The following is a 12,782-nucleotide window of genomic DNA, read 5'->3' on the forward strand; positions in this document are numbered from 1 at the left end:
CAGTATATGTGTTCGCCGTCCAAGAGACAGGTATGCGAACTGTGGACGCCGCCGGTCTGGAGATCGGCGACGAACATCCGCCGCGAATTATGGGCGTGCTGAACGTCTCGAAGGAGTCCCCGTACGATCCGAGCGTCTTCGACGACCCGGGCGAGGCCGCCGAGTACGTCGACCGCGAACTCGTCGACGAGGGGGCGGACATCGTCGACGTCGGGCTCGAATCCGCGAACAAGCGGTTCGAGGTGCTCTCCGCCGAGGAGGAACTCGAACGGCTCGACACGGCGGTCGAGACGATCGAGAGCGTCTCCGGCGACGCCGTCTTCTCGATCGAGACGCGGTACCACGAGGTCGCCGACGCGGCGCTCTCGCGCGGGTTCGATATGGTCAACGACATCTGCGGGTTCGCGGACCCGGAGATGCCGCGCGTCTGTGCGGACTACGACGTGGCGGTCGCGAAGATGGCGTCACCGCCCGACCTCACTCGTCCCGGCGCGGTCGAGTCCGTCGACTGGGCGGCCCGAGGCGACGCCGATCGAGAGCGAAGCCGTAGCTACGCCGACGACGTCTACGACGCCCTCTCGTTGAACGGCTTCACCGACAAGACGATCGTCGACCCCGCCTTCGGCGGCTGGTCCGAGGAGAAATCCCTCGAGGACGACCGAGAGACGTTCCGTCGGCTCCGAGAGTTCCGCGGGTTGGGATACCCGATCCTCGTCTCGATCAACCGGAAGAACTTCCTCCGGGAGATCGCCGGCCGGTCGACGGAGGCGGCGCTCCCCGTCTCTCTGGCGGCGACGTCGATGGCGGTCGAACGCGGGGCGCGCATCGTCCGAACGCACGACGTCGAGGAGACCAGAGACGCCGCGCTCGTCGGCTACGAGTTCGCCCGCTCGCGGATCCGCGAGGCCGTCCACGACAGCGAGGGCGGGGGCGTCGCCGTCGAGGAACTCGACGTGACGACGCCGCGTGAGGCCGAACGCCACCTCGACCGCGTCGGTGCCGAATCCCCGTCCGAAGCGGCCAAATCAGCCGTCGTACGGGCGTTCGAGCTGTCGGGGCTGTCCGACCCGGCCGTCGGTCGACTCTCGACGGCGGCCACCGACGCCGGAGTGACCGTCGTGTCGGACCCCGCAGCGGTGGCGGGGGCGGCGACCGACGGCGGTGAACACGGGTCGACGAGTGACGCTGCGGGGCGATCCGTCCTGCTCTTCGGCACGCCGGCCGCGTACGAATCGCTCGAAGCGCGCGTCCGCGAGTTCGACGGCGACGGCGGACTCCGTGCGGCGCTGGAACTCACGTCGACTGCCGATTGAAACCGTGACTCGCTCACGCGGCATCCACGACCGAGGGGCTATTGTCCCGATATCGTGCGTCAGACACCTCGTATCTCCGCGTCAGACGCGAGTAAACACGGGAAAGCTTATGACGGATCGATTTAAACCCGACACGTGGAAGCCGGAAGGGCACGCGGGTAGGGGTACTTGGTGCCATTCCGGCTCGTACCGTACGCCCGGGAGCGACAGCTATGAACTTCGAGACGTGGGAGCCGGTCTACGAATCGATCCTGACGGACTTCGGCTACCCCCGCGAGGCCGACGAGCGCGCTCGCGACGTCATCGCAGCGTACGCCAGACCGTTCGATTTCGGCCGACTCGACTGCTCGGGCGATGCCGTAGCGGTCGTCGGGGCGGCGCCCTCGCTCGCCGAGGAGGTCGACAGCATCGCCGACGCGGACCGCGCGTTTGCGGCCTCGACCGCCGCGGACGTCGTCCGCGACGCCGGATTCGACGTCGACCTGATGGTCACCGACTTGGACAAGAACCCCGAGACGGCACAGACGCTGACCCGCGAGGGAACGCCGGTCGCCGCGCACGCACACGGAGACAACGTCCCGGCGGTAGAGGAGTGGCTCCCCCGGTTCGAGCCGGCTCAGACGATCGCGACGACGCAGGCGGCCCCCACCGACGCCGTCTACAACTTCGGCGGGTTCACCGACGGCGACCGCGCCGCCTTCCTCGCGGACGCCCTCGGGGCGTCCGAACTCCGGTTCGTCGGTTGGGACTTCGACGATCCGGACGTCTCGGCGTCGAAAGCGAGGAAGCTCCGCTGGGCCGAGCGCCTGCTCCACCTCCTCGAACGGCGTCGCGAGGAGCGGTTTTCGGTTCTCGACGGCCGCCGCGACTCCATCGAGCCGATTCCGATCGGCTAGCGCCCGTCGACGGCTGCTCGACCTGCCGTTACGTTGACGGCGGCCGCGTCCGTCGGACCGGTATGCAGATCCACTGGCACCGCAGGGACCTCCGAGCGTCGGACAACCGGGCGCTCGCGGCGGCTGCCGGCGTCGACGAGGACGAAACGGCGGCTGGCGCCGATACAGACGGCTCAGACGCGACGAGAGCCGCGCTGCGACCGGCGTCGCCGACGGACCGGTCCTCCCGGTGTTCGTCTTCGACGACGCCGTCCTCGAACACGCCGCGCCGCCGCGCGTCCGCTATCTCCTCGACTCCCTCGCGGAACTGCGGGAGTGGTACCGCGAGCGTGGCTCGGATCTCCTCCTCGCCCGCGGCGACCCCGTCGACGTGATTCCCGACCTCGCCGTCGCCTACGACGCCGACCGCGTCGTCTGGAACGCGGATTACTCGGGGCTCGCGAACGAGCGCGACGCCGCCGTTCGACGCGCGCTCGACGAGGCCGACGTCGCCAGGCAGTCGTTTCACGACGCGATCTTCCACGAACCCGGGTCGATCACGACGAACGAGGGCGAGCCCTACTCCGTGTTCACCTACTTCTGGAAGAAGTGGCGGACGCGCGAGAAGCCCGGGCCGCTCCCCGCCCCGGACGCCGAGGCGCTCGCGGCAGTATCCGAGAATTCGCCTCCGGACGTCGCCGGCACGTCGCTCCCGACGATCGACGAACTCGGGTTCGCCGAGCCCGAAGCCGGCGTCCAACCGGCGGGGACCGAGGCCGCCCGAGAGCGACTCGCCGACTTCTGCGCGGACGGCATCTTCCGCTACGAGGAGGACAGAGATTACCCGACGCGGGGGGCGGTCTCCCACCTATCTGCGGATCTCAAGTTCGGGACGATCGGGATCCGCGAGGTCTACGCGGCCACCGAGGAGGCGAGAGAGCGCGCCGACGGCGAGGAGGAGATCGAGTCGATCGAGGAGTTCCAATCGCAACTCGCGTGGCGGGAGTTCTACGCGCACGTGCTGTTCTACAATCCCGACGTCGTCGACGAGAACTTCCGGGAGTACGAACACGACATCGAGTGGCGTAACGACCCCGACGAGCTGCGGGCGTGGAAGGAGGGAGAGACGGGCTATCCGATCGTCGACGCCGGGATGCGGCAGCTGAAGACAGAGGCGTACATGCACAACCGCGTTCGGATGATCGTCGCGTCGTTTCTCACGAAGGACCTCCTGACCGACTGGCGGGAGGGGTACGACCACTTCCGTGCCCACCTCGCCGATCACGACACCGCGAACGACAGCGGCGGCTGGCAGTGGGCCGCGTCGACGGGGACGGACGCCCAACCGTACTTTCGCATCTTCAACCCGATGACGCAGGGCGAGCGCTACGATCCCGACGCGGCGTACATCGGCGAACACGTTCCAGAGCTACGCGGCGTCGACCCCGACCTGATCCACGGGTGGCACGAACTGTCGCCGACGCAACGCGCGCGGACCGCCCCGGACTATCCGGAACCGATCGTCGACCACGGCGAGCGTCGAGAGGCCGCCCTCGCGATGTTCGAGGCGGCTCGCGGCGACGACGACTGACTCGCAGAACCGCCCTCGAACGTGCCTTGTTATCACACTCCCCTTAAACTTTAACAGCGATCCGACCGTGTGGTAAGCTGGAGGCTATCTTAATGAGCTACGAACTCGATCCCCTTCCGTACGACTACGACGCGCTGGAACCGCACATTTCCGAGCAGGTCCTCACGTGGCATCACGACACCCACCATCAGGGCTACGTAAACGGCTGGAACTCGGCCGAGGAGACGCTCGAAGAGAACCGCGAGGCGGGCGACTTCTCCTCGTCGGCCGGGGCGATCCGGAACGTGACCCACAACGGCAGCGGTCACATCCTTCACGACCTCTTCTGGAACTCGATGTCGCCGGAGGGCGGCGACGAGCCGACCGGCGCGCTCGCCGACCGCATCGAGGAGGACTTCGGTTCCTACGAGGCCTGGAAGGGCGAGTTCGAGGCCGCGGCGTCCGCCGCCGGCGGCTGGGCGCTTCTCGTCTACGACTCGTTCTCGAACCAGCTGCGCAACGTGGTCGTCGACAAGCACGACCAGGGCGCGCTCTGGGGCAGTCACCCGGTCCTCGCGCTGGACGTCTGGGAGCACTCCTACTACCACGACTACGGTCCGGCCCGCGGCGACTTCGTCGAGAACTTCTTCGAGGTCGTCGACTGGGAGGAGCCCAGCGCCCGCTACGAGCAGGCCGCCGAACTCTTCGAGTAACGGCACCGCGCACACCCCCGATATTTTTTTGGCGAGCCGCGACCCCGTAGCCGTGAGTGAAATCTGGGTGTGAGTCTCCCGTAGGCTTATTTCTCGTATGGACCGTAATCGGCTATGGGCTTGCATCTCACGCGCGCGTTCGGCGACGGCATCAAACGGGTCCTCACTCGGACCGGGGCGATCCTGTTCGGGACGCTGCTGCTCATTCAATTTCTCGTCCAGGCGTCGGTCAACACCGCGGTTCTCGGTTTCGTACCGCCCGAAGCGTCCGGCCAGATCGGCAGCCTCGGACTGACGCTTCCCGTCTCGGGATCCGTCGGTGCCGCACTCCTCCTCGTCGCGCTGGTCGCGACGTCGATCTACTTCGTCGCGCTCGCGAGAGCGCTCACGCGACCCACCGGCGAACTGTCGACGCTCCCGGAGACGCTCTACCGGCGTCGACTCGGTCGCGCGACGATCTCGATGCTCCTCGGCGGCCTCGTCGTCGGGATCTCGGTCTCGATCGGGCTGGCGTTCGTGCTCCTTCCGGGGATCTTCCTCAGCGCGTGCTTTCTGTGCTTCATCTTCGCCGTCGGCGTCGAGGACCGCGGCCCTATCAGCGCGCTCAGACGGAGTTGGGACCTCTCGCGGGGTAACCGGCTGAAACTCTCGGTCATCGTCGTCCTGAGCGGCGTGATCGGGGCCGTCATCGGCGTCGTCGGCACCGTGTTCGACCTCGTCGGCGCGGCGGTGCTCGGCGAAGTCCTCACGATCGTGATCGGGAGCGTCCTGTTCATCTTCCTGTACGGCGTGATGGCCGCGTCGTATCTGCAACTTCGCGACGCGACCGACGACCGTTCGGAACCCGAGGGTGCAGAGTTCGCCGAGCGCGGAGCGGACTCCGAGTAACGGTCCTCACTCGGCCGCTTCGACGATAACCCGACGCCGGAACCGCCGCGGCATCGCCCGTGACAGCCGTGGTACCGCGACCCGCACAAGCCTTATCCGTGAATGGGGTGTACGTTTGTTTGCAATGGCAAACGGTAAGGTTGATTTCTTCAACGACACTGGCGGTTACGGTTTCATTTCGACTGACGACTCCGACGACGACGTGTTCTTCCACATGGAAGATGTTGGCGGTCCGGACCTCGAGGAGGGGCAGGACGTGGACTTCGAGATCGAGTCCTCGCCCAAGGGCCCGCGCGCGACGAACCTCGTCCGTAACTAATACCGACTTCAGTCGCCCTTTGCGGCGACCGCAGACGGCTTTTCGTTCTTCCCGAGTTTCCCTCGGGCGAACTACAACGTGACCGAGCGACGCGTCAACTCCCAGGGAGCGCCTCGGAATCTCTCACGCCGATCAGCGACGGTTCCCCAGTGATCGGTCCGGAATCCGAAACGCTCAGTCTCACGGACTCCGTTCCGTACGGTATGAACTCCGAGCGCGACCCGGACAGCAGACACGCGGCGCGCGGACAATCCGGACGCCGGGACCGAACCGGCGTCTTCGTCGTCTCCGCGGATCCCGAGCGCCGCGACGCGTTCGCCGTCCGGCGAACGGTGTTCGTCGACGAGCAGGGCGTCGACGAGGAGATCGAGTGGGACGAACACGACGAACCCGACGCCGACGCGACCCACTTCGTCGCGTACGACGACGGCGACGTCGTCGGCGCGGCGCGGTTCAGAGTCGTCGAGGGCGACGACGAACCGGTGACTGGGAAGGTCGAGCGAGTCGCCGTCGCGCGGACAGGCGCGGCGAGGACTGGGGGCGGGAACTGATGGAGAGAGTCGAATCGCACGCGCGCGAACGGGGGATCGATCGGCTCCTCCTGCACGCGCAGGTTCCGGTACGGGGATTCTACGAGACGCTCGGCTACGAGGCGTTCGGCGAGGAGTTCGAGGAGGCGGAGATCCCGCACGTCAAGATGCGAAAGCGCCCGTGAAGGGATCCCTCGGGTGGAATTAGAGTCCCCAAAAGAACACGATCCCGGCGGTCGTGACGACTGTCAGGATCACCTGGAGGGGTGCTCCGACGCGGGCGAAGTCGGTGAACTTGTACCCGCCCGGACCGTAGACCATCAGGTTCGTCTGGTAACCGACGGGACTGAGAAGCGGCGTGCTGGCGGCGAACGTCACCGCGAGCGCGAACGCGAACGCGTCGACCCCGAGTTGGTTCGCGACCTCGACGGCGATCGGGAGCATCAACACCACGCTCGCGTTGTTACTCACCATCTCGGTGATGATCGCGGTCCCGAGATAGAACGTCGCGAGCATCGCGACCGGCGGGAGGACGGCGCTCGCCGCGACGATGCCGGTCGCGATCAGATCTGCGGTCCCGGAGGCCTCGAATGCGATCCCGAGGGGGATGACGCCCGCGAGGAGGAAGATGACGTCCCAGTCGACCGCGTCGTACGCTTCCTCGGGTCGGAGGATGCCGGAAAAGAGCATCGCGACGACGCCGGTGAGCGCGCTCACCATAATCGGGAGGTACTCGAGGGCGGCCAGTCCGACCACGCCCGCGACGATACCGAGCGCGACCGGGATCTGCCGCCGATCGAACTGCTCCCAGCGGCCGTCGCTGGAGACGATGATGTGCGTGTCTCCCCGGAGCCGATCGAGGACGTCTTCGCTCGTCTGGATCAACAGCACGTCACCGGCCTGCAGGTCGACGTCCCTGAGTCGCTGTCGGATGACCTCGTTGCCCCGGCGTACGGCGAGGACGGTCGCGTCGTACTCCCGTTCGAATCCGGCGACGCCGCTGCGACCCATCGACCACCGCCGCGGGAGCAACACGACCTCCGTGAGCGAGGTCTCTCGCTCTTTCTCCGTCGACGCCTCCTCCTCGGATCCGTCCGCCGCATCAGCGCCGTCGTCTGCCGGTCCGGCCTCTCGGGGGTCGCCATCCTCCGATCGGTCCGCCCCCTCCGTTTGCTTCCCCGCTGCGTCCGCGTCGCTCGCAGTCGGGTGCCACGCGTGACGGGTCGGTGAGAATCCCTCGGGGAGTTGCTCGCTGTATTCGGCCGCGGCGTCGACGAGTTCCGGAAGCAGTTGGAGCGACTCGTCTTCGATGACCTGTTCGAGGGTTTCCTGGCTCGCTCTCACCGAGAGGATGTCGCCGGCCCTGATCCGCTCGCTGGGGAGACCGCGGACCACGGTGCGACCGTCGCGGACGATCTGGAACACGTCGAGATCGAGGTCGCCGCCTCTGACCTCCCGAACCTCCGAGCCGACGAGTTCGGAGCTCTCGTGGACGACGACGTCGGTCAGGTAGTCCGCCATCCCGAACCGGTCAGTCGAGGTCCCCTTCGCGGAGATCCGCGCGGGCGTCAGGTATCGACCGACGGTCAGGAGGTAGACGATACCGACCGCGAGCACGACGACGCCGAGTTGCGTGAACTCGAACAGCGAGAACGGCTCCGCCCCCGGACCGCCGATCTGTGCCCAGACGTCGCTGGCGAGCAGGTTCGTCGACGTCCCGATGACGGTGAGCGTGCCGCCCAGCATCGAGGCGAACGAGAGGGGGATGAGTAGCTTCGAGGGCGACGTCCCGGTCTTCTGTGCGAGGTTCGTGACCGCGGGGATCAACACCGCGACGATCGGCGTGTTGTTCACGAACCCCGCTGTCGGCCCGGACAGCCCCACAGTCGCGAGCAGCTGCCGGGATTCGCTGTCGCCGGCGAACGACTCCATCTTCCGGGTGAGTATCTGGATGACGCCGGTCTGTCGAACGCCCTCGCTGAGGACGAACATCGCGAGCACGGTGAGCGTCGCGGGGTTCGAGAACCCGGAGACGCCCTCCTCCGGTGAGACGCCGGTCCACGGCCCGAGCAGGATGAGCGCGACCATCAGCGCGATCGCGGTGGTGTCGATCGAGACCGGCTGCCACACGAACAGGACGAGGGCGGTGGCGACCACCGCGAGCACGACGAGGACGTCGATGGGGACGGGGACCTGCACTGGAAGCTGGGGGAGAACCGGAAACTGCAGTAGCGATAGACCGTTTCCTATGGTCGTCGGCATCGAGTAATAGCGTACCGTTCCGCCGACACCGACATAGTAGTACGGTTCCCGGGTGACTCGACCCAGTGTCTCCGGATCGCTGCGGCGGGAGGAGTCGAAACGACCCGGAGTTTATCAACGATGACGCGGCCACTCCCGCCGTGATCTGACGCTCGCCCCGCGTCGGGCGCGGTTGCTCGGCACGTCGACGCGGGTGCGGCAGCGACGGTCAGGGGACCGTCTAACGGTGCCGACTGTTCGCCACACCCATCCCAGAGAGCGGGCCGAAAGCGATCAGGACAGCCGCTTGGAGACGTACGGGCCGTCCTGGTGGTAGCCGAGCTTCTCCCGGTAGTACTCCCGCGCGCCGATCCCGGAGATGATCGCGAGGTCGCGGTACCCCGCGTCGGCGGCGAGTTCCTCCGCGCGGCGGATCAGGCGGCGTCCGTAGCCCTTGTGCTGCCACTCGCCCTCGCCCGTCCCGATTCCGGCTTCGCTCCCGTAGACGTGGAGCTCTCGGACGATGGCGGCGTCTTCGAGTTCGCGTCGCACGGGGTCGTTCGGGAAGCGGAGCCGACAGAAGCCGACCAGCAGGTCCTCAACGGGGTCCTCGAACGCGAGGAAGTGCTCGGTCCCGCCCGCGACCTCGTAGGTCTGGACGTTCAACTCGACCCGCTCGGGGTCGGGGTCCGCGTCGTTCATCCCGGCCTCGCGGGCGCGGATGTCCCGGACGTCGATTCCCTTCTCCTCGGCCCGCTGCTCGGCGAGCTGTCGGAGGTTCGACTTCCAGACGCCCGCGTCGATGAAGTCCGCGGGGATGTCCCGCTGGACGCGCTGTAAGCGCGTGTACTCGGGGATCATCCCCATCACTTCGGCGACGACCTCGGCGGCCTCGTCGTTGCCCAGCGGCTCGAACTCGTCGCGACGCCACTGGTCGTACACGCGCGTCCCGCGGACGACGAGCGTCGGGTAGATCTTGAGGTAGTCCGGGCGGTACTCCTCGCGCTCGAAGAGCTGCCGGAAGTCCTCCAGAATCATCTCCTTCGTCATCCCCGGCTGTCCCGGCATCATGTGGAAGCCGACCTTGAACCCGGAGTCTCTGAGCCGCCGGTTCGCGTCGATCGACGCCTGCACGCCGTGGCCGCGGTGCATCTCTCGGTTGATGCGCTCGTAGGTCGTCTGCACGCCGACCTCGACCTTCGTCGCGCCGAGGTCGAGCATCCGGTCGATCTGCTCGGGGTCACACCAGTCGGGCTTCGTCTCGAACGTCGTCCCGATGTTGCGGATGTCCGCGGTCTCGTTCTCGGCGATGACGTCCTCGACGTACCGGAAGTCGACGTCCTCGGGGTCGGGCTTGAACGACTGGTCCTCCGCCGGCTGCGGCTCCGAGTCGAGGCCGTAGTCGTTCAGCGCCTCCAGCGCGCGCTTGACGAACCACTCCTGATAGTCGTGACTCCGCGCGGTCATCGTCCCGCCCATCAGGATGAGTTCGACCTTGTCGACTGGGTGACCGATGTGCCTGAGCTGTTCGAGCCGGAGCGTCACCTGACCGTACGGGTCGTAGTCGTTCTGCTCTCCGCGCGCGGCCGCGGGCTCGTGGCCCGTGTACGACTGTGAGGAGTCGAATTCGGAGGCCGGGCCGCCCGGGCAGTACAGGCACTTCCCGTGCGGGCACATGTGCGGAGACGTCATAATCGCGACCGGCGAGACGCCGGAGGCGGTCCGAACGGGCTTGCGCCGGACGACCTCTTTGACCTCCTCGCGCCGACCATCCGGCGCGTGCCGGAGGATCTCGGCGTTCTTCGGGACCTTCGGAGAGGAGTGCGTCGAGCAGGCGTCGATCTTCGCCGACTCGAGGTCGTCGCGGTCGACCTCGCCGTCGAGGATCCGCTCGACGAGGTCCTCGCAGGTGCGCCGGAAGGCCTCCGTCTCGGTCGGCTCCGGTTCGGCGTTCCCGCCGTCGACGTCGGCATCGCTGCTCACAGGACGCTCACCTCCGGCGGTCGCGACGAGCGAGTCATTACCGCTCTTTCGTCCCGTTTCGCGGTTAAGCGTGTCGCTCCCGAACGTGCGCGTCGAACGTGTGACCGAAAGAGAACCGAGAGAATCGGTCGGTCTGAACCGAACGCCCGCTTCAGAACTGGCTGACGACCGCCTCGGTGACGGCGTCGACGACGTCCTCGCGTGCGCCCGAGAGGAACTCCACGCGGTTCTGCCGGATGCCGACCGCCGTGACGCCGCCCTCGGGGACGGCCTCGCTGGCGTCGGCGGCCGCGGCGCGGACGTCGATGTCGGCGTCCGCGCGGACGAACAGCTCGTCCGTCGCGTAGACGACGGTCGCCGCTCGGTCGTCCTCGGCCTGTCGGTCCAGCGCGTCCGCGAGCAGCGACGTCGGCGGGAAGTCGAACCGGTGGCTGTAGGAGTCGGCGTCGAGGACGGCGACGTCGACGCCCTCGACGGTCCGGGTCTCGAGGTTCGCCTCGGCGGTTTCGACCTCGTCCTCGAGCTTGATCCGATACTGCTCGGAGACGTGGCCGGCGAGGCCGCCCTCGTCCTCGAACAGCAGGTCGGTGATGAGCTCGCGCTTGTCCTGGTACGACTGGTAGTACGCCTCGAGGGCGACCGCCTCGCGGAGCTCGCGCGTCCGGTCGGCGTCGTATCCCGTCTCGGCCGCGAGGTCGACGTACGCCTCCGGCGCGTTCTCCCAGTAGCTCACTGCGGGCAGGTGCCCGAGGTCCTCTCTCACGTCGGCGTTGACGGCCGCGGCGACGTTCGCGCCGAGCGCGCCCGTCGAGAGGCCGGCCGCGTCGACGTCGGCGAGGCTCGGCGAGACGAGCACGCTCGCCTCGTCTTCGATCTCCGCGTCGACCGACTCGGCGTCGACGACGACCTTTTCGGCACCGTAGACGCCGAGGAGTCCGAGACCGTCGAGCGAGTCCGTCGTGCCGCCGACGCCGACGAGGACGACGAGCGGGAGCTTCTCGTCGTGGCGCTCGTTGTCCTGCAGCATCCGCGTCACGTCGTTCGTCGCGGCGTCCATCCCGTAGACCGGGTCGTCGAGCGGGCGGCGCGTGAAGAAGTGGTACTCCGCGTCGGCGCGGGCGTGCTCCTCGCGGATGAGCGGGAGCACGGCGCGCTCGATCGCCGCGCCGGCGACGTAGCCGTCGGCGGTGGCGGCGTGCCGGACCACGATCGGTCGCGACTCCAGCACGGCCGCGCGGATCGACTCCGCGGCGTCAGCGAGCTGCTCTGTGACGGCGTCGACGGCGTCGTCCGCCGCGAGCGGCACGACCGATTCGGGCCGGGCCTTCTCCGAGAGCGCGTCGGCGAGCCGACGAGCGACCGCGTCGGCGTCGTCGCCGGTCAGTTCGGTCAGCTCCTCGGTCTCGACCTGCAGTTCGCCGCGTCGGAGTTCGACCTCGCCGTCGAGCCGGACGACGTCGCCCTCGTCGACTTCGGGGTAGGCGCGGACGCCCGCCTCGACGAACGCCGCGCAGTCGACGACGCCCGTCTCGTCGCGGACCTCGAAGATCGTCGGGCCGCCGGTCTGGCGCGCGCCGACGATTTCGCCCTCGATGCGGACGAGGTCGCCGACGCGGTCGCCCAGCGAGTCGACACCGACGCGTTCGGGCTCCTCGTCGCTCTCCTCGCTCTCGGTGGACGGTTCGTCGGTTTCGGGCTCCGTGCCCGTTTCTTCGGTCTCGGCGGCCGCGTCTTCGTCTGCGGTCTCGCCGTCGAACTCGAACGCGCTGTCCGCGGCGCCTGCCTCGTCTTCGTGCGTCGATTCGTCTTCGTCCTCAGCGTCGTCAGTTCGCTCGCTCTCAGCGGTCGGCGACTCCCGCTTCGCCGCCGCCTCAGTCCCGTTTCCCGCTTGCGACTTCGTCGCTCCTCCCTTCGGCGTCTTCTTGACCGGCGTCGGGCCGTCGTCCTCGTCGCTCTCGATCGGCTCACCGTCGGCGTCGCCGTCGGGGTCGTGGACGCGAGCGCCGCGGAACTCCGATTCGGACTGCCGGATCGACCACCCGAGGTCGATGTTCCCGTTGCTGCGGACGTTCTTCACCTGGACGAAGACGGTGTCGCCGGACTCCCAGTCGAGACTTTCGAGGCGACGGTCGAGTTCGCTGCGGTGCAGGAGCCCGGTGACCCCGGGCGCGAGATCGACGAAGACGCCGAAATCCGCGAATCCATCGACGGTTCCCTTGTAGAACCGTCCCGGCGTGAGCTGTTTTGGGGAATCTCCCCTGAAATCGAACCAGACGTCCTCGTCGTGCGTAATCCAATCCATTGCGAGAGTAAAATGGGTCGCGCCTAAAACGACTGTCGAATTCCTGCT

Annotated in this window: 8 protein-coding genes and 2 pseudogenes; 7 read left to right on the forward strand and 3 right to left on the reverse strand. The window is 67.6% G+C overall.

Annotated features, from left to right (window positions below):
* Positions 1-32 precede the first annotated feature (32 nt).
* From folP to ACP99_RS01050, 7 genes and pseudogenes are all read left to right on the forward strand, one after another.
* Entirely contained in the window at positions 33-1,313 is a 1,281-nt protein-coding gene (gene folP, locus ACP99_RS01020) for a dihydropteroate synthase (protein ID WP_049984814.1), read from the forward strand.
* 212 nt (positions 1,314-1,525) lie between these two features.
* Positions 1,526-2,209 (forward strand): 6-hydroxymethylpterin diphosphokinase MptE-like protein, encoded by a 684-nt coding sequence (locus tag ACP99_RS01025; protein WP_049984815.1) that lies wholly within the window; start codon positions 1,526-1,528, stop codon positions 2,207-2,209.
* Positions 2,210-2,271: 62 nt separating this feature from the next.
* Positions 2,272-3,779 (forward strand): annotated as a pseudogene (locus ACP99_RS01030) (cryptochrome/photolyase family protein).
* Between the two features lie 92 nt (positions 3,780-3,871).
* On the forward strand, positions 3,872-4,471 hold the full coding sequence (sod, locus tag ACP99_RS01035; protein WP_049984816.1) for a superoxide dismutase: 600 nt from the start codon (positions 3,872-3,874) through the stop codon (positions 4,469-4,471).
* 114 nt (positions 4,472-4,585) lie between these two features.
* Positions 4,586-5,359 carry a hypothetical protein gene (locus ACP99_RS01040; RefSeq protein WP_049984817.1) on the forward strand — a complete coding sequence of 258 codons (774 nt, stop codon included), beginning with the start codon at positions 4,586-4,588 and terminating at the stop codon, positions 5,357-5,359.
* Between the two features lie 124 nt (positions 5,360-5,483).
* The gene (locus tag ACP99_RS01045) at positions 5,484-5,678 is read left to right on the forward strand and encodes a cold-shock protein (RefSeq protein ID WP_049984818.1); all 195 of its coding nucleotides are present in this window, start codon (positions 5,484-5,486) and stop codon (positions 5,676-5,678) included.
* A 203-nt stretch (positions 5,679-5,881) separates the two neighbouring features.
* Positions 5,882-6,393 (forward strand): annotated as a pseudogene (locus tag ACP99_RS01050) (GNAT family N-acetyltransferase).
* 19 nt (positions 6,394-6,412) lie between these two features.
* Here ACP99_RS01050 and ACP99_RS01055 read toward each other — a convergent pair.
* The 3 genes from ACP99_RS01055 to ACP99_RS01065 form a co-directional block, all read right to left on the reverse strand.
* Positions 6,413-8,470 carry an SLC13 family permease gene (locus tag ACP99_RS01055; RefSeq protein WP_081927013.1) on the reverse strand — a complete coding sequence of 686 codons (2,058 nt, stop codon included), beginning with the start codon at positions 8,468-8,470 and terminating at the stop codon, positions 6,413-6,415.
* A gap of 273 nt (positions 8,471-8,743) precedes the next feature.
* A complete protein-coding gene (locus tag ACP99_RS01060; protein WP_049984819.1) occupies positions 8,744-10,432 on the reverse strand; it encodes a tRNA uridine(34) 5-carboxymethylaminomethyl modification radical SAM/GNAT enzyme Elp3 in 1,689 nt (562 codons plus the stop codon).
* Between the two features lie 151 nt (positions 10,433-10,583).
* Positions 10,584-12,734 carry a DHH family phosphoesterase gene (locus tag ACP99_RS01065; RefSeq protein WP_049984820.1) on the reverse strand — a complete coding sequence of 717 codons (2,151 nt, stop codon included), beginning with the start codon at positions 12,732-12,734 and terminating at the stop codon, positions 10,584-10,586.
* Positions 12,735-12,782: the final 48 nt, after the last annotated feature.

It is taken from the genome of Halobellus rufus (assembly GCF_000739575.1).
Classification (GTDB): domain Archaea; phylum Halobacteriota; class Halobacteria; order Halobacteriales; family Haloferacaceae; genus Haloquadratum; species Haloquadratum rufum.